An 18,103-nucleotide genomic window follows, 5' to 3' on the forward strand; every position below is an offset into this window, starting at 1 on the left:
TCCCGAAGGGTTATCCGCAGACTGTCATATTGCAGTCGCAAAACAGAAAAAATAACGACGCATTGCCTATCTAGGTGGCCCCTCGAACCGAGGGGTTGTCCGTCGGGATCGACCAACTGTGGGGACAGTTCAGATGAAATTGAAATACCTTCTCGCCGCATCGGTGGCGGGCATCGCCGGCAGCGTCGCGTTTCCCGTGACCGTCATGGCGCAGCAGATCACATCGGGTGTCGAAGGCACCGTTCTGGCCGAAGACGGCTCTGCCATTCCGGGCGCGACCGTCATCGTCCGCGACGAACGTACCGGCGCCGAACGTACCGCCACGGCAGGCTCGGCAGGCGGCTTCCGCGTTTCTTCGCTGACGACGGGCGGCCCCTACACCATCACCGCCACCGCGCCGGGCTATGAAGGCCAGAGCCTTCCCGACCAGACGATCACCCTGCAGGGCAACACCGCCTTCACATTCCGCCTGACCCCGACCGCGCAGGACGGCAACGTCATCGTCGTCAGCGGCGCGCGCGTGCAGGTCACGCAGCTGGCCGTCGGCCCGGGCACCAGCTTCGGCGAGCAGATGCTCGAAACCGCCCCCACGTTCAATCGCGACATCCGCGACGTCCTGCGCCTCGACCCGCGTGTCAGCCTCGCGCGTGACGACCTGTCGGGTCAGGACCGCATCTCGTGCCTTGGCGGCAACGACCGTTCGAACGCCTTCACCGTCGACGGTATCGGCCAGAGCGATGTTTACGGTCTGAACGACAACGGCTTTGCTTCACGCTCGTCGGCTCCGCTGCCGTTCGACGCGATCCGCGAAACGCAGGTCCAGTTTGCGCCCTTCGACGTTGACTACGGCAACTTCACCGGCTGCGCGATCAACGTCGTCACCAAGTCCGGTTCGAACGACTACCACTTCGGCGGCTTCTTCGAATATTCGGACAACGGCATGCGCGGCACGAAGGTCGCCGACGAGACGGTCGGTGCGATCGAGCCCGAGAAGCGTTACGGCTTCTATCTCTCCGGCCCGGTTATCAAGGACCGCCTGTTCCTGTTCGGCGCATACGAGCACCAGGAAGCTGCAGGTCCGCAGGAATTCGGCCCGACCGGCGCAGGTTACGCCAAGGAACTGGGCTCCATCTCGCTCGACCAGTTCAACGAGGTCTCGGACATTCTCTCGAACGTTTACGGCATCGAAACCGGCCCGCTGGCGACGTCGCTTCCCTATGAGAACGACCGCTATTTCGTGCGTGCCGACCTGCAGATCACCGACGACCATCGTTTCGAGGCGACCTACCAGCGGCTTGAGGAAAACACCGTCAAGACCGACGACTTCTTCACGTCGGCCAGCTCGTCGCAGCTGACCGGTCTCAACACTTATTACAACTCCGGCACGACGTCCGACTACTACTCGGGCCGTCTCTATTCGCAGTGGTCGGACATGTTCTCGACCGAAGTTCGCTACTCGCGTTCGGAAGTGACCGACGCGCAGGACCCGATCGGTGGATATGAAGCGCAAGGCGCGAACCCGACGCCGCGTATCATCGTTGGCATCGACAACGAGAGCGGACCCGACGGCACGATCCTTGCCGGCCCGGGCGTCAACCGTTCTGCCAACTCGCTGACCACCGACATTGATCAGTTCCGCGTGGCCGGCATGCTTGATGCAGGACGCCATCAGCTCAAGTTCGGTGCCGAACTGAACCGCGCCTCGCTCAACAACCTCTATGTCTACAATGCTACCGGCACGCTGGTATTCAGCAATGTCGAGGATTTGATGAACGGGGTGATTTCCGCAGGTACGGACACCCGGAACTCGACGTCGACCACACCGGCAAACGTCATTCCGGGCCGCACGGTCGGTGCATTCGCCAGCTACACGCCGACCGGCGACGTCACCACGGCATCCGCCGCGTTCCAGCGCGACATCTGGTCGGTGTTTGCACAGGACGAGTGGCAGGCGACCGATGCGCTGACGCTGACCGCCGGCGTACGCGTCGACTGGTACGACACTAACGTCCACCCGCAGCTGAACCCGAATTTCGTCGAGCGTTACGGTTTCTCGAACAATACGAGCTTCAGCAACATCGATCCGGTCGTGATGCCGCGCCTTGCGGCGACGTTCGATCTTGACGATTTCGCGGTGTTCAGCCGTGCGCAACTGCGCGCCGGTGTCGGTATCTTCTCGGGCGGCGATCCGCTGGTCTGGTTCGGCAACGCCTATCAGAACAACGGTGCGTCCTATGGCCAGACGACCAGCAACGACGCGGCCTGCGCTGGCGAGGATCTCAACGTGCTGCAGGGTGGCCAGTTCACCGGCATTCCGCAGTGTGTGCTGGACTCGGCAGCGGCGCAGGGCGCGGCAGGTCTCGGCGACACGCAGTCGATCGATCCCGACATCAAGATGCCGACGGTGCTTCGCGCCAACTTCGGCTTTGCGTCGAACATCGATTTCGCTGCCAGCGGCATCCTCAGCGGCTGGCACATCAATGCCGATTATATCTACAGCCGTTATCGCAACCCGCTGTCGGTGATCGACCTGTCGCAGACGATCGACGCATCGGAAGGCCTGAACGGCTACACGATCGACGGTCGCCCCATCTATGCGGCCATCGATCCCACCGTCGCGGGGTGTGACGCGACGCTCGTCTCGCGCAACCCGATCGAATGGAGCGGTGTCACTTCGGATTGCTTCGCGACTTCACGCGATGACGAGATCATGCTGACGAACGCGGGTGCCTACACCAGCCAGATCGCGTCGTTCATCCTGTCGCGCCATACCGAAGGCGGCCTGTTCACCCCCGGTGGCTCGGTCGATTTCAGCTTCGGCTATGCCTACACCGACAGTCACGACCGTCGTAACATGTACAATTCGACCGCAACGTCGAACTACGACTACGTCGCCGCCTTCGACCGGCAGAACCCGGGCGTTACGCGCGGCTTTTACGGCAACCGGCACAACATCAGCGTCAACACGTCGTTCAAGGAAGAGTTCTTCGACGATTTCGCGACGCGCCTGAACGTTTCGTTCGTCGCAAGCTCGGGCCGTCCCTACAGCCTGACCTTCACCGGCGGCGGCGTGTTCAACGACTCCTCTTCGGGCAACGACAACGCGCTGCTCTACATCCCGGCAGGTCTTGACGATCCGAACATCTCGCCCGACTCGGACGCAGATGCCGTGGCCGACCTCTACGCCTTTACGCAGGGTCTGGGCTGCGCAAGCAAGTACGCTGGCAGGACCATCGCCCGCAACACCTGCGACAACGACTGGTATTTCGATGTCGATCTCGCGTTCTCGCAGGAACTGCCCGGTCCGGGCCGTTTCTTCGGACGTGACGACCGCCTGAAGGTCTATGCGATGTTCGACAACTTCCTGAACTTCCTCGACAGGGACTGGAACGTCAGCCGTCGCCGCAATTTCGCGGGCTTCCAGGATATGGCTAGCCTTGACGGCATCGACAGCGAGGGTCGCTACATCATCAGCGGCTTCAACTCGACCGGGTTCGAAGGCGACAACGAGATCAAGACCAGCGCTTCGGTCTGGCGCCTGAAGATCGGTGTCAGCTACGACTTCTGATCCGTTCGCGTTTTGCCAACACAAGGACGGCGGCACTCCCACGGGGTGCCGCCGTTTGCGTTTCCGATTTTACCGATGCAGGAATGACCCATGCGCAAGGCCCTGATCACGCTCGCCCTTTCCCTGACGCTGGCGGCACCCGCCCATGCATGGGGGCCAACCGGTCACCGCATGGTGGGCCAGATCGCCGCCGACAACGTCAACGGCCGTACGGCGGCGGAAATCGCGTTGATTCTCGGTGCGGGAGAGACACTGGCCGAAGCCTCGACATGGCCTGACGAGCAACGTTCCGACCCGGACCCGTTCTGGCAAAAGACTTCAACGCCATGGCACTATGTCACGGTGACCGGCCATCCCGAATGGCGCGAAAGCGATGCTCCGAAGGAAGGCGACGCGATGACCGCGCTGCGCCGGTTCACCGCAACGCTGCGCGATCCGGATGCTAGCCGCGAGGACAAGGCGACGGCACTGCGCTTCGTCGTCCATCTCGTGGGCGACCTGCACCAGCCGCTCCACAACGGGAAGGGCGACGACCGCGGCGGCAATGACTTTGCCGTGACGTGGTTTGGCGAGCGCGCCAATTTGCACTCGGTCTGGGACAGCAAGCTGATCGACGGCAATGGCCTGTCCTACACCGAATATGTCGCGCGGCTGGAAGGGCGGATGACGCCGGAGCAGATGATCGCATGGTGGAACCCCGATCCCGCCGTCTGGGTCGCGGAAAGCATCGTGCTGCGCGACACGATCTATCCGGCAGAGGACAAGCGCGACCTTGGCTACTTCTACCAATGGCAATGGCGGCCCAAGGCGGAACTGCGCATAGAGCAGGCCGGGATCAGGGTGGCCGCCTATCTGGACGAGGTTTTCGCGGCGGAGTGAAACGGGGATACCCACCCTCAAGCAGCGGATCGATAGGGTGGAAAACACCCCCCTCAAGTAGCGGAGCGGTAAGGGTGGAAAACACATCATCCATGCGGAGTATGGATGGTGCCGGCTACAGGATTCGAACCCGTGGCCCCCTGATTACAAATCAGGTGCTCTACCAACTGAGCTAAGCCGGCGTGACCGTTGCGGTCTATTGCCGCCCATTGCCTTACGGCGCGCCGAAGGTCCAGCCCTCCGTGCGCGCAATTTTCGCGGTCAGCCCTGCCGGCGACCACAATGCCGCATCGGCGGACCGTTCGCGCAACCATGCGGCGGTGAGCAGCGCGTCGGATGCATGGTCGTCAATGGGGCCGGTACCGCCAAGGCAGGGGGAGCCGAGCGCGGACAGCGCAGCATCCAGATCCGCCCTGTCGCGGATCTTGCTGCGGCCGGCGGCGCGCATGGCGGCGATGGCGGGAATGGCGGTGTAGATTTCCGCAATGACAGACCCCGTCGCGGGCAGCGGATCGACCGGCCAGACCGGCACCCGCCCGTCCAGCCGGTGCAAGACGCGCATGCCGGTCAGGCTCGATTTGCCGACTTGCGCCGCGCCGACGAGGTTGAAGTTGGAGTAGGGCTTGCACCCCAGCGTTTCCTGCGCGGTTTCGGTTACGCGGAAACGGCCCCGGCGATGGGCGGCATCGGGCGCGTGGAAACGGTCACCCTCCAGCCCGCCCTGCCGGCGGTAATAGCGGGCAAGGTCAGGATGTTCGACAAAGCTGGTGGCGGCCAGATGCGGATCGGCGCGGCACACATCGTCTACCAGCGCCCAAAGTGCGCGGGCATCGGCGGGGCTGTCGTTCCAGCCGGGAAAGAAAGCGCCGCAATCGGCAAAAGGCAGCGAGATGCCGAGGTCGACGCCGACGAGCGCATTGTCGGGCAGGTCTTCGCGCAGTAGCGTCAGCACGTCCTCTCGCGACCATGCCCGGTCCGGTTCGGCCAGAACCGGCGCTCCGCCGTCGGCGCTGGCAACCGCGATGGCGATACCTTTCTGCCGGGGCCCCACAGAGCCCGACCAGTCGATGGCAACAAACCAGTCGAACCGGCGCAACCCGCTCAACGCCGCCGCTCGCGCCGCTTCTTCTCCCACCATTCCAGCCGTTCGATCACCTGCCGTTCGAACCCGCGCGGGACGGGGGCATAGTAGGTCTGGGGCGTCATCCCCTCCGGCCAGTAGTTCGCCCCCGAAAAACCGTCTTCGGCATCGTGGTCGTAGGCGTAATCCTTGCCGTAACCGATGTCCTTCATCAGCTTAGTTGGCGCGTTGAGGATGTTTTGCGGCGGGGCGAGGCTGCCGGTTTCGCGCGCGGATTTCCACGCTGTCTTCTGCGCCTTGTAGGCCGCGTTCGATTTGGGCGCGGTGGCAAGGTAGAGGCAGGCCTGCACGATGGCCAGTTCGCCTTCCGGACTGCCGAGAAATTCGTAGGCGTCCTTCGCGGCAAGGCACTGGACCAGCGCCTGCGGATCGGCCAGCCCGATGTCTTCGGAGGCGAACCGGACAAGGCGGCGCAGGACGTAGAGCGGCTCTTCCCCCGCCGTCAGCATCCGCGCCATGTAATAGAGCGCGGCCTGCGGGTCCGATCCGCGCAGCGATTTGTGCAGCGCGCTGATCAGGTTGTAGTGCCCGTCGCGATCCTTGTCATAGACCGCCAATCGCCGTTGCAGGAACTTGCGCAAGCCATCGGTGTCGAGCGGCGTGTCGATCTTCGCCGCGTAAAGCGTTTCGGCCTGGTTCAGCAGGAAGCGCCCGTCGCCATCGGCGCTGGCGATCAGCGCGGCGCGGGCATTGCTGTTCAGCGGCATCGGGCCGGCCAGTTCCTCCGCGCGGTCGAGCAGTGCGCCAAGTGCGGCTTCGTCCAGCCGTTCGAGCACTAGCACTTGCGCGCGGGAAAGCAGTGCGGCGTTTAGCGCGAAGCTGGGGTTTTCGGTCGTCGCACCGACCAGTGTGACCGTGCCGCGTTCCACGAAGGGCAGAAACCCGTCCTGCTGCGCGCGGTTGAAGCGGTGGATCTCGTCCACGAAAAGCAGCGTGCGCTGCCCCGCCTTTTGCGCCACCTCCGCCTCCGCAAAGGCTTTCTTGAGGTCGGCTACGCCGGAAAACACCGCGCTCACTGCCGCGAAACGCATGCCGACGCTATCGGCCAGCAATCGCGCGATGCTGGTCTTGCCCGTGCCGGGCGGCCCCCACAGGATCATCGATGTCAACCGGCCCGCCGCCACCATCCGCCCGATCGCGCCTTCGGGGCCGGTCAGGTGATCCTGCCCGACGACATCGGCCAGCGTTGCCGGGCGCAACCGGTCTGCCAGCGGCGCGTCTTCCCCTGCTGCGGCAAGAGGAGTGGAGGACGGGGAATCGGATGCGAAAAGGTCGGCCATGGTCGTGACGCCAATCTAGGGGCAGGCGCGGCAATTGCCAGTGGCGGGCCGGCAGCCTAGGTTGCGTGCGGAGAAGACAAGCGAAGGAGGACAAGCGACATGTCCGATACGACGCGAATCAAGACGCCGACGAGCTTCTGGATCATCGCCGTGCTCAGCCTGCTGTGGAATGCGTTCGGCGCATACGACTATCTGCAGACCCAGATGGAAAACCGCGCATACCTTGGCCAGATGGCGCAAGGGATGGGTCTGTCTGTCGATGAACTCGTCGACTATTACGCGGCGATGCCGTGGTGGCAGGACCTGTTCTGGGCGCTGGGCGTATGGGGTTCGGTGATCGGATCGCTGCTGCTGCTGGCCCGCAGTCGCCATGCCATCGCGGCGTTTCTCGTTTCGCTGGTAGGCCTGATCGTGACGACCATCGAGGGGTTCATCGATCCGCTGCCGGGGCAGGGCGACATGACGTTCGCGGTGGTGTTCACCGCGATCATCTTCGCGGTGCTGCTGGCGCTGATCTGGTACACGCGCCGGATGATCGCCAAACGGGTTTTAGTCTAACCGGCGCGTCAGGCTTTCGCGGCGATCAGGCGCAAGTAGGCGTCGGCCACGGCCTGGTTGATCCGGTCCCACCCGAATTCGCTGGCGCGCGCTTCACCGGCGGCGCCATGTGCGCGGGCCAGCGCCGGATCGGCAAGGTAGCCTTCCAGCGCATCGGCATAGCCGGTCACGTCGCCGGGTTTCACCAGCCTTCCCGATACGCCGTCGGCGACAAGGCTTTCGCTGCCCGTCGCGATGGCCGCGACCACGGGAAGCGAACAGGCCATGACTTCCAGCGTGACGTTGCCGAAGGTTTCGGTGACGGACGGGTTGAACAGGATATCCATGCTGGCCACCGCGCGGCCAAGGTCCGCCCCGCTCTGGTGACCGACGAACACGCCTTCGGGCAGGTTGTCCGCGAACCAGCCGCGCGCGGGGCCTTCGCCGATGACCAGAACGCGATGGGCAACGCCGCGCTGGCGCAGTGCCTTCATCACGTCGGCGAAGATATCGAGGCCCTTTTCCATGACGAGCCTGCCAAGGAAGCCGACCACGATTTCTTCGTCCGCGATGCCAAGCGAGCGGCGCCATGCCATGTCGCGCTTGTCGGGATGGAAGATCGTGCGGTCCACGCCCCGCGTCCATAGCGAGACGTCATCGTTCATGCCCTGCTCTTTCAGCACGCGCACCATCGATTCGGACGGCGCGACCAGTGCATCGCAGCGGTTGTAGAAGCGGCGCAGGCCTGCCTCTATCACCGGCTCAAGAAAGGCCATGTTGTAGTAGCGGGGGTACGTCTCGAACCGGGTGTGGACGGAGGCGAGCACCGGAATGCCCTTTGCCCGTGCCCATGTCACCGCGCGGTGGCCGACGACATCGGGGCTGGCGACGTGGACGACGGTGGGTTTGAACGCCTCCAGATCCGCCTTCGCCGCGCCGGCCAGCGCGAGGGGGAAGCGATATTCGGCGCGGCCCGGGATCGGGATCGATGGCACGCCCACAAGCGGGCCGGTCGGTTCGAAAGCGGGTTCGTCGACGACGGGTGAGTAGGTCCGCACCTGAGCACCCTGCCGCATCAGGTATCCGACCAGCCGGTTCAGCGCCTGATTCGCGCCGTCGCGCACGTAATTGTAGTTGCCGCTGAACAGCGCCACGCGCAGCCCGCCAAGCGGCTGGTCGCAGGAATTGGTGGTCTGGCTGTCGATCGCATCGAGCATGGCGAGGGGCCTTAGCGGCGGAGCGCCCGTTTGGCGAGTGGCAAGAGGGGCACTCCGCCTGCCAATTCGCGGTGAGTCGAATGATTGACATAAATTTGTCAAATCTCTGCGACATGGGGGCGTTTGTGGCCGATCAAGGTCCTGTAAGCGCAACGGTTGTGCAAGCGGGGTCGGGGCAATAAACCTCTGGCCGCAGAAACCGACGGGTGGGAATATTATCTTGCGATTCGTTCGCGCCGAAGCGAGCGGGCCGCGGCTTTCGATGCCGGGCCTGCACGACCTCATCTGGTGGCTTCTTGCCATCGGTATCGTCGTGGCTGGCGTCCAGCTGTTCTGGATTGTCGTGACGCCGGTATCGCCGCTGGGCGAATGGAAGCCCGCGCGCGTCAACCTGATGGGCGAATCGGCGCGCTCCGCCTTGATGACGGGTTTCGATCCCTTCAACCGCGATGTCGCCGTTGCCGCAGGGCCGGCCAGCACCGTCGCTGTCATTACCGACCTGCCGCTCACCGTCTATGGCATCCGCGTCAACCCGGCCACGGGCGGCGGCACCGCGATCATCGCGGGGGCAGAGGGCGAGCAGATGGTCTATCGCATCGGCGAGGAAGTGATGGAGGGCGTCACGCTTTCCGCCGTTGCCTTCGACCATGTGACGCTGAGCCGGAACGGCAGTTCCGAACTGCTCTACCTCGACCAGTCGAAGCCTGCGCCCACGGTTGCACCGGCCGCGACCAACCCCGTCGCGCCGCCTCCGCCGGTTGCGCCCCCTCCGCCCGCGCCCGCCAGTTCGGGCGTGTCGGCATCCTCTTTGCAGCAGGGCATCGGCTTTTCGGCCGGCAAGGGTGGCGTCGCCGTAACTTCGAAGGGTGATGGCGGGGCATTCCGCAGTGCCGGACTGCGTGCCGGCGACGTGCTCGTCTCCGTCAACGGCAAGGCCGTTTCGGGGCAGGGCGATCTTGCCAATTTCGCGGGGCAGGTCCGCCCCGGTTCCAATCTCAGCCTGACCGTCCGCCGCAACGGACGCGAAGTGCCGCTCAACATACTGGTATCCGAATGAAGCGCCCGAACAAGCAGATGACGAAACGGAAAGTCTTTGGGCGGCTGGTGACCGGGATCGCTGTGGCCCCGCTGCTGGCGCTGGCCGTGCCCGGCCCCGCGCTGGCGCAATATGCGCTGAACGTGCGCGATGCCGACATCCGCGCCTTCGTTGCCGATGCGGCGCAGGTTACGGGGCGGACATTCATCGTCGACGGGCGCGTGAACGGGAAGATTTCCGTCGTCACCGAACGCCCGCTGTCCCGCTCCGAATATTTCGAGGTGTTCCTTGCCACGCTGCGCGCCAACGGGCTGGTCGCCGTGCCGATCGGCAATGGCGCCTTCCGCATCCAGCCCGCGCAGAACGCGGCATCGCAGCCCACCCGCATGGGCACGGCAGGCGCGCCGGACAATGCGCTGGTGACGGAAATCATCCGGCTGGGTTCGGTGGAGGCGGCGCAGGCGGTCGAAACGCTGAAGCCCCTGATCAGCCCGGAAGGTTCGATCACCGCCAACCAGGCGGGCAATTCGCTGGTCGTCGTCGACTATGCCGACAACGTGCGCCGCGTGCGGCAGGTGGTGAAGCAGATCGACCGCGATACCTCCAGCACTTCGATGATCGCGCTGAACCATGCCGGCGCGCGCGAGATTGCCGCCGCGCTGACCGAACTGGTGCCCAGCGGGGCGCAAGGTTCGGCACTGGCCAGCGTCGTGGCGGTCGACAGTTCGAATTCGCTGCTGCTGCGCGGGGACAAGGAAACGCTGGCGAAGCTGGGCGCGATGGCCCGCGAGCTTGACGACCGTGCGGCCAGCGGTTCGGAAGTGAAGGTCATCTGGCTCGACTATGCCGACGCCGCCACGATGGTGCCCATGCTGGAAATGATCGCGGGCGGATCGGGCAGCGGCGCGCTTGCCGCCGGCAGCAGCACGGTTACCGCCACGACCGGCGGGGGCAGCAATGCCAGCGTCGGTTCAGGGCTGGGCAACAGCGGTTCGATGAGCCTGCCTTCGGGCGGCAGCAGCGCCAACACCGGCTCCATCGGCAGCGGCGCGATCCAGCTTGCGGGCGGGCGCGGCACGGCGGTCATCACCCGCTATCCCGGCGCCAACGCAATCGTCATTTCCGCGCCGGTAGACGTGCAGCGGCGGCTGGCCGAGCTGGTGCGCCAGCTAGACATCCGGCAGGACCAGGTGCTGGTAGAGGCGATCATCGTCGAGGTTTCGGACACCGTGGCCAAGGAACTGGGCGTCCAGTTCCTGATCGGCGGCAAGGACATGCCCTTTGCCGTTACCAACTTCTCCAACGTGGCGCCCAACATCCTCGACATCGCGGGCGGCTTGCTGGCCAATGCGACCGACAACACGACCACCACCGTCAGCGACGGCGTGGTGTCGACCACGACGACCTCGACTGTCGGGGACCTGCTGCGCGAAAACGCGGCAACGGCTGCGCTGGGCGCGCAGGGCGGCTATACCGGCGGCTACACCTCCATCGGCAACGACCGTTATCTCGGCGCGCTGATCAACGCGATCCAGGCCGACACCGATTCGAACATCCTGTCGACGCCGCACATCACTACGAACGACAACGTCGCCGCTTCCATCCTGTTCGGTCAGGAAATCCCGGTTTCGACCGGAGAGGCGCTGTCGGGCAACTTCGACAATGCCTTCCGCACGATCCAGCGCCAGAACGTGGGTATCGAGCTGGACGTGACGCCGCAGATCAACGCATCGAACGAAGTGCGGCTGGACCTGCGGCAGGAAGTTTCGTCCATAGCCGGGCCGGTGTCGAACGACTTCAACGAGCTGATCATCAACAAGCGCGAGATCAAGACGACCGTCACCGTGGGCGACCGCGAGATCATAGTGCTGGGCGGCCTACTGGACGATAACGAGCGCAAGACGATCCAGAAGATCCCGATCCTCGGCGATATTCCGGTCATCGGCGAACTGTTCAAGTCGCGCGGGAAGAGCCATGCGAAGACCAACCTGATGGTCTTCATCCGGCCGACGATCCTGCGCACGCAGCGCGACCGTCAGGAAGTCACGGCCCGCCGTTACGGCGTGATCCGCGATGCGCAGCGCAAGTTCGATCCCAAGCGCGAACCGACGATCGACCAGCTGGTCATCGACTACCTCGGCGCGGCCCCGCCGCAGATGCCGAGCCGGCCCGAAGACGTGATCATCACGCCCGCTAGCGAAGCCGCGCAATAAGGCGATGAGCGAACCCGTCGCCCCCGATGCCGGACAGACGGTGCCAGACGGCGAAGTGCCGCTGGCAGACGATGTCGCGCTGGCCGGCGCGGCGGATGTCGTCGTGGCCGATGCCGGTACGGCCGCTCGCACCGGCGCGCCGCTGCTGGCCTATGCAGAGGCGCGGGACTGGGGCGTGATCGTTGCGGACGAGGATATCGACGGTGCGGTCCCGCTGGTCCTGCGCGAAGGGGCGGACCCGATGGTCCTGCTCGAACTGCGCCGCCGTTTTGCCCGTCCGCTGACCCCGCGCATGGCAACCGCGACCGAGTTCGAGAAACTGCTTGGCGAAGTCTATGGCGATACCGGTGCGCTTCATGCCGACAGCCTTGGCTTCGACGGACCGGACGACGCCTTTGCCTATGGCCTGCCCAGTGCGGAGGACCTGCTGGACAGTGCCGACGACGCGCCCGCGATCCGGCTGATCAACGGCCTTATCGCGCAAGGGCTGCGCGAAGGCGCGTCGGACATTCATATCGAACCTTATGAGCAGGCCCTTGTCGTGCGCTTTCGCGAGGATGGCGTGCTGAAGGAAAAGCTGCGCATGCCGCCGCATGTCGCGCCGGTTCTGGTCAGCCGCATCAAGGTCATGGCGCGGCTGGACATCGCCGAACGCCGCGTGCCGCAGGACGGGCGCATCGGCCTGTCGCTGGGCGGCAAGCTGGTCGACGTGCGCGTTTCCACCCTGCCCAACCGCGCGGGCGAGCGGGTGGTGATGCGCCTGCTCGACAAGGACAATGCGGGCATCGGCCTGCCCGAACTCGGCCTCGACGATCATGCAGAGGCAGTGCTGAAGCGGGCGCTTAACGAGCCCAACGGGATCGTGCTGGTCACCGGCCCGACGGGTTCGGGCAAGACGACGACGCTCTATGCGGGGCTGCGCACGCTGAACGACGGGCAGCGCAATATCCTGACTGTGGAAGACCCTGTGGAATACGCTGTGGACGGCGTGGGGCAAACGCAAGTGAACTCCAAGGTCGGCCTGTCTTTCGCGGCAGGGCTGCGCGCGATCCTGCGACAGGATCCCGATGTCGTGATGGTCGGCGAAATCCGCGACAAGGAAACCGCCGACATCGCGGTGCAGGCATCGCTGACCGGCCACCTCGTGCTGTCTACCGTGCATACCAACGATTCCGTCGGCGCGATCACCCGCATGCGCGACATGGGGGTCGAACCCTTCCTTTTGGCCAGCACCTTGCGCGCGGTCATCGCGCAGCGGCTGGTGCGGCGGCTGTGCAAGTCGTGCCGCAAGGAAGGCCCGATCGATCCCGCACTGGCAGAGATGCTGAACATCAAGCCGGGCCGTACCGTCTATCACGCGGTGGGCTGCGATGCTTGCGGCCAGTCGGGCTATCAGGGGCGCATCGGCCTGTTCGAGGCGCTGCGCGTGGACGACACGATCCGCCGCATGATCAACGCCAACGCGTCCGAGGAAGACGTCGCCGACTATGCCTTCGGCAAGGACGAGAATGGCAACCGGCGCGGCACGCGGCTTGTCCGCGCAGCCAAGCGTCTTGTCCAGTCGGGCGAAACCAGCCCCGAGGAAGCGGCGCGCATCGCGCGGCGCGATGACGGGACAGTCGTTTCCTGATGGCGCGGTGGTCCTATCTGGCGGTCGACCCTCAGGGTAAGGAGCGGCGCGGCGCGATCGAGGCGGCGAGCATGCCCGCCGCGCGCGAGCAGCTTTCGACCCGCCGCTGGCATGTCCTGCGCATAGAGGAAGGCGCGGCGAAGGCTACGCCTGCCAAGCCAGGCACGATCCAGCTGCCGAGCCGGACGCCGAAACTGCGTGCCAAGGCGCTGGCACTGTTCACGCGGCAGTTCGCCTCGCTCATGTTGGTCAGCCCGCTGGAAGAAGCGCTGCGCACGATCAGCCGCCAGACCGAAAAGGCCAAGGCGCGCGATATCCTGATCAACGTGCATCAGGGCGTGGTGGAGGGTTTGCCGCTGGCAGAGGCGATGCGCCGCGAACCGGCCAGCTTCCCGCCGATCTACCGAGCAATGATCGCCGCAGGGGAATCGAGCGGCAGCTTGCCGCTTATCGCCGAACGGCTGGCCGACATGCTGGAAAAACAGGCGGCGGCGCGGGCCAAGATCATGGCCGCGCTTGCCTATCCGTTGATCCTGTCGCTGATGGCCATCGGCGTCGTCATGCTGCTGATGATCTCTGTCGTCCCGCGCGTCGTCGAACAGTTCGACAATGCCGCGCAGCAATTGCCGCTGCTGACCCGCGCGGTGATCGGGCTTTCGCAGTTCCTGTCGGCCTACTGGTGGGCGCTGGCCATCGTGCTGGCGCTGGCCGTGCTGGGATTTCTGCGCGCACTGGCGGTGCCCGCGTTCAAGTACCGGTTTGACGGTTTCCTGCTGCGTCTGCCCTTTGTCGGGCGGCTGATCCGCGACGTCCATGCCGCCGCGCTTGCCCGCACGCTGGCCACGATGATCGATGCCCGCCTGCCGCTGGTCGACGGGCTGAAACTGTCGTCGCGCACCGTATCCAACTCCGTGCAGCGGGAGGCTTTGGAGAAGATCACCGAAAAGGTCCGCGCCGGTACGTCGCTGTCCACCGCGCTGCGCGAGGCGGGGACGTTTCCACCGCTGCTCGTCTACCTTGCCGCCAGTGGCGAAAGTGCGGGCAGGCTGGGCGACATGCTGGAACGCGCGGCAGATTATCTGGAGCGTGAGTTCCAGCAGTTCACCGCCGCCGCGATGGCCTTGCTGGAACCGGCCATCATCATCGTGATGGGCGTGATCGTCGCGCTCATCATCCTCGCCATTCTGCTCCCGATCCTGCAGTTGCAGGACCTTACCGGACTTTGACCTATGACTGACACTAACCTTGCCACCGCCCCGAACGCGCGCAAGAAGCGCCGCAACGGTTTCAGCCTTGTCGAGCTGATGGTCGTGCTGTTCATCATCGCGCTGCTGGCGACGGTGGTGGCGATCAACGTCCTGCCCAGCCAGGACAAGGCGATGAAGGTCAAGGCCGGGGCCGATATCGCCACGCTGGCGCAAGCGATGGAGATGTATCGCCTCGACAACGCCAGCTACCCCGATGCAAGCGCGGGCCTGTCGGCATTGGTCAGCCCGCCCGCCAACCTCGCCATGCCGCAGAATTATCGCAGTGGCGGCTATATCAAGGCGCTGCCGACGGACCCTTGGGGCCGTGCGTACCAGTATCGCTCGCCCGGCCAGAACGGGAAGCCGTTTGAAATCTACTCGCTGGGTGCGGACGGGCAACCGGGCGGCGACGGCGACAACGCGGACATCACTGGCTGATCTGAGATGGCGCTGCGGCTAAACCACGACAGGCCCGAAGCTGAGGAAGTCGCGCCCGTAACCGGCGCGAGCGGCCTCGTGGTCGTGTTGCCCGAACATCCGCAAGGCGAATGGCGCTGGTGGCGGGTGGAGGATGGCGCACTCGGCACGCCGCATCGCTTCACGTCCGGCCACGATGCGCCTTGGGGCGATGTCGATGACCGGCGCGTTGTCGCGCTTGCCCCCGCGGCCCTTGCCCCCGTGCGCCAGATGCTGCGCGGCGACATGCCGATGGCGCAGGCGCTGGCCGCAGCGCGGCTCGACCCGCCGGGGCTGCGCACGCCGCTGGCAGATACGCACGTTGCCGTCGCTGGCGCGACAGACGGCGGCAGCGTGCTTTCGGCCACCGTGGCGAAGTCCGACATGGACACGTGGCTGGCCGAACTTGCTGCCAATGGCCTTGACGCCGATGCCGTGCTTCCCGCCGCGCTGCTGTTGCCGCAACCGGCATCCGGCCAAGTCGCGACAGGCGTGATCGCCGGACAGGCGCTGGCCCGCACGCCCAATGCCGCCTTTGCGGGAGAGGCCGAGCTTTTGCCCGTCCTTGCCCCCGGTGCGGAAGCGGTGGCCGTGGCGGACGACGAACTGGGCAGGCGGTTGCTGGCCCAGTTCGATGCGCCCGAACTCGATCTTCGCCAGGGTGTCTATGCCCGCCCGCGCGTATCCTATTTCCGCTTGCCCGACTGGCAGCAACTGGCCCGCATGGCGCTGCTGCTGCTCCTGCTGGTCTTCGCCTACTTCGTGGTGGAGACGGTGAAGCTGAACCTCGATGCCGCTGCGCAGGAAGATGCCGCGATCGAGGCGGCTCAGGCAAAATTCCCCGGCGTTGGCGATCTTGCCACGGCGGAAACGCAGATCCGTTCGGAACTGATGCGGCGCGGGGCAGGGGGTGTCGCCTTTGCCGACAGCGCGCCCGCCGTCTTCGCCGCGATGCAGCCCAATCCCTCGATCCGCTTGCGCAACCTCAACTGGCAAGCGGACGGAACGCTGGCTATCCGCGCCGCCGCACCGACAAGCGATGCGCTGAACCAGATGCTGATCGCCCTGCAACGCGATGGCTGGGTCATCACCGTCCCGCCGCAGATCGCCCCCGACGCAACCGGCGCAACCGTCGCCGATATCACGGTGCGCGCGCCATGACGCTGTTTGCTCCCGTTCGCGACTGGTACGTCGCGCTTACCCGCCGCGAACAGGTGCTTGTCGGCACCGCCGCCGCGATCGCGGGCGTTCTGCTGCTGGTCTATGGCCTGATCCTGCCTTTGGGCGCGGCGCACGATGCCGCCCATGTCCGCCACCGGGATGCGGTGATGGCAGCGGGCCGCGTGATGGCTGGCCTGCAACAGCTTGAAAACGCCCCGCCCGCGCGCGGAGGTGGCCCCGTCTCGCAAGCCGTGGCGCAACTGGCTGCGAGCGAGGGGCTGGTCCTGCAATCGAACGAGGCGCGCGGCAACGGCAGCGCGGTGGTTATCGTGCCGACGGCAGCGCCCGGATCGGCGCTTGCCTTCCTCGACATGTTGCAACGGCAGGGCATCGTTGCGCAGCAGGTGACGATCACGCCCGCCGCCGACGGTTCGGTATCGCTGAACGCGACCTTGAGCAGGGCGGCACAATGATCGGGCGCTGGATATTCATCCGTGACGGACGGCTGTCGCGCACGACCAAGATCGTGCTGCTGCTGCTCGTGCTGCTGACGCTGGTGGCGACCCTGCCGCTGCGATTGGCGCTGGGCGCGGCGAACACGACCGGATCGCTATCCGCGCAGGAAGTAGACGGCATCATCTGGTCCGGCGCTGCGGGCGACTTGCAGGCGGGCACATTGCCGCTGGGCTCGCTCTATGTCGGGCTGAAGCCGCTGCCGTTGCTGCTGGCCCGTGCCGAATTCGCTCTCGATCGCCCCGCCATGCCGGGTGAGGCAGAGTTCCACGCATTGGCTCGCGGCGGTGAAGGCTGGGTCGCGATCCGTGAGGCGAATGGCGAACTGTCGCTCGCCGGTCGGATGGCCCCGCTTCCTGTGCGCGCCATCACGTTTGCCGATTTCGCGATGGAAAGCCGCGCCGGTCGCTGCGTCGAGGCGTCGGGCAATCTCGGCATCATCGTCTCCTCGCTCGGCCCGATGTTGCCGGCGGAAACGCTGATGTCAGGCCCCGCGCGGTGTGAGGATGGCGCGCTGGTCGTTCCCATGCAGGGGCCGAGCGGAACAGAACACCTGCACTTCACGCTGGTGCCGGACAGCACGTGGCACGCCGATCTCGTCCTGAAGGGGCTTCCGGTCGAAGTCAGCGCGCCATTGCTGGATATGGGGTTCACCGGCCGGCCCGAGGGAGTCGGCCTATCGGCTAGCGGTACGCTGTAGTTACGCGAGGATCGAGGAGAGGAACCAGACGCGTTCCTCTGCCTGGTCGGTCCAGTCGTCGATCAGACCGTCGGTGGCATTGTCGCCAGCCTCACCGGCCAGTTCCTTCAGTTCCTTCAGCGACTTGACCAGCGCCGCATTGTCGTCGCGCAGCTTTTCGACCATCTGCATCGGCTTCAGCGCGGTATCGTCCTCGTCGGCCACCTTGGTCTTCGCCGCGACTGAGCCGATGGAGGTCAGCGTATCGGCCGCGTTCTTGCGCACACGTTCGGCAATCACGTCGACGTTGGCGAAGATCTCTGCCGCCTGTTCGTCGAACAGCAGGTGCAGGTCGCGGAATTCGCGCCCCGTGACGTGCCAGTGGAAATTCTTGGTCTTGAGGTAGAGGGCGAGATGATCCGCCAGCAGGCCGTTGAGGCCATCCACCAGCGCCTTCTTCGTGTTGTCGCCCATCGAAAATTCTCCTGTCGTGTTCGTATCGGGTATTCACCCCATTAACACGGCAGTAGATGATCGGTTTCCTGC

The 18,103-nt window shown here is 65.2% G+C and carries 15 protein-coding genes and 1 tRNA gene; 11 read left to right on the forward strand and 5 right to left on the reverse strand.

The genetic code is table 11. From position 1 onward, the window contains the following. Nucleotides 1–133: 133 nt before the first annotated feature. Nucleotides 134–3,568 (forward strand): TonB-dependent receptor, encoded by a 3,435-nt coding sequence (locus tag A7A77_RS05470; protein WP_066554944.1) that lies wholly within the window; start codon nt 134–136, stop codon nt 3,566–3,568. A 90-nt stretch (nt 3,569–3,658) separates the two neighbouring features. After that, nucleotides 3,659–4,447, forward strand: a complete 789-nt coding sequence (locus A7A77_RS05475; RefSeq protein WP_066554947.1) for a S1/P1 nuclease — start codon at nt 3,659–3,661, stop codon at nt 4,445–4,447. 106 nt (nt 4,448–4,553) lie between these two features. On the opposite strand, the gene A7A77_RS05480 is transcribed toward A7A77_RS05475, so the two are convergent. The 3 genes from A7A77_RS05480 to A7A77_RS05490 all read right to left on the reverse strand — a co-directional run bounded on the left by A7A77_RS05480 (nt 4,554) and on the right by A7A77_RS05490 (nt 6,868). After that, nucleotides 4,554–4,629: transfer RNA gene (locus A7A77_RS05480), tRNA-Thr, on the reverse strand. Nucleotides 4,630–4,661: 32 nt separating this feature from the next. Continuing rightward, complete coding sequence (locus tag A7A77_RS05485) at nt 4,662–5,585, reverse strand: hypothetical protein (protein WP_066554950.1); 924 nt, start codon at nt 5,583–5,585, stop codon at nt 4,662–4,664. Further along, complete coding sequence (locus A7A77_RS05490; protein WP_066554953.1) at nt 5,549–6,868, reverse strand: replication-associated recombination protein A; 1,320 nt, start codon at nt 6,866–6,868, stop codon at nt 5,549–5,551. Before A7A77_RS05490 ends, A7A77_RS05485 begins: the two co-directional genes overlap by 37 nt. 99 nt (nt 6,869–6,967) lie before the next feature. Here A7A77_RS05490 and A7A77_RS05495 point away from each other — a divergent pair, with 99 nt between their 5' ends. Continuing rightward, on the forward strand, nt 6,968–7,426 hold the full coding sequence (locus A7A77_RS05495) for a hypothetical protein (RefSeq protein ID WP_066554956.1): 459 nt from the start codon (nt 6,968–6,970) through the stop codon (nt 7,424–7,426). Between the two features lie 8 nt (nt 7,427–7,434). Here the strand turns inward: A7A77_RS05495 and A7A77_RS05500 are convergent, their stop codons facing one another. Beyond that, entirely contained in the window at nt 7,435–8,622 is a 1,188-nt protein-coding gene (locus A7A77_RS05500) for a glycosyltransferase family 4 protein (protein WP_066554960.1), read from the reverse strand. Nucleotides 8,623–8,842: 220 nt separating this feature from the next. On the opposite strand from A7A77_RS05500, the gene A7A77_RS05505 reads away from it, so the two are divergent. The 8 genes from A7A77_RS05505 to gspN are packed head-to-tail and all read left to right on the forward strand — an operon-like array spanning nt 8,843 to nt 17,578. Further along, a complete protein-coding gene (locus A7A77_RS05505) occupies nt 8,843–9,679 on the forward strand; it encodes a type II secretion system protein N (RefSeq protein ID WP_156500442.1) in 837 nt (278 codons plus the stop codon). Between the two features lie 17 nt (nt 9,680–9,696). Continuing rightward, nucleotides 9,697–11,871, forward strand: coding sequence for a type II secretion system secretin GspD (gene gspD / locus A7A77_RS05510; protein WP_082835950.1), 2,175 nt, complete (start codon nt 9,697–9,699; stop codon nt 11,869–11,871). 4 nt (nt 11,872–11,875) lie between these two features. Next, nucleotides 11,876–13,501, forward strand: a complete 1,626-nt coding sequence (locus tag A7A77_RS05515; RefSeq protein WP_082835936.1) for a GspE/PulE family protein — start codon at nt 11,876–11,878, stop codon at nt 13,499–13,501. Beyond that, on the forward strand, nt 13,501–14,727 hold the full coding sequence (gene gspF / locus A7A77_RS05520) for a type II secretion system inner membrane protein GspF (RefSeq protein WP_066554968.1): 1,227 nt from the start codon (nt 13,501–13,503) through the stop codon (nt 14,725–14,727). The genes A7A77_RS05515 and gspF overlap by 1 nt, the downstream gene beginning before the upstream one ends. A 3-nt stretch (nt 14,728–14,730) precedes the next feature. Then, a complete protein-coding gene (gspG, locus tag A7A77_RS05525; RefSeq protein WP_066554970.1) occupies nt 14,731–15,186 on the forward strand; it encodes a type II secretion system major pseudopilin GspG in 456 nt (151 codons plus the stop codon). Between the two features lie 6 nt (nt 15,187–15,192). Continuing rightward, a complete protein-coding gene (gene gspL / locus A7A77_RS05530) occupies nt 15,193–16,365 on the forward strand; it encodes a type II secretion system protein GspL (protein WP_066554971.1) in 1,173 nt (390 codons plus the stop codon). Beyond that, nucleotides 16,362–16,838 (forward strand): type II secretion system protein GspM, encoded by a 477-nt coding sequence (gspM, locus tag A7A77_RS05535; protein WP_066554974.1) that lies wholly within the window; start codon nt 16,362–16,364, stop codon nt 16,836–16,838. The genes gspL and gspM overlap by 4 nt, the downstream gene beginning before the upstream one ends. Continuing rightward, entirely contained in the window at nt 16,835–17,578 is a 744-nt protein-coding gene (gene gspN, locus A7A77_RS05540; RefSeq protein WP_066554977.1) for a type II secretion system protein N, read from the forward strand. Before gspM ends, gspN begins: the two co-directional genes overlap by 4 nt. Here gspN and A7A77_RS05545 read toward each other — a convergent pair whose 3' ends face one another. Continuing rightward, nucleotides 17,579–18,031, reverse strand: coding sequence for a Dps family protein (locus tag A7A77_RS05545; protein WP_066554980.1), 453 nt, complete (start codon nt 18,029–18,031; stop codon nt 17,579–17,581). It lies immediately after the preceding gene. Between the last annotated feature and the right edge of the window lie 72 nt (nt 18,032–18,103).

It is taken from the genome of Croceicoccus bisphenolivorans (assembly GCF_001634625.1).
GTDB classification, from domain to species: domain Bacteria; phylum Pseudomonadota; class Alphaproteobacteria; order Sphingomonadales; family Sphingomonadaceae; genus Croceicoccus; species Croceicoccus bisphenolivorans.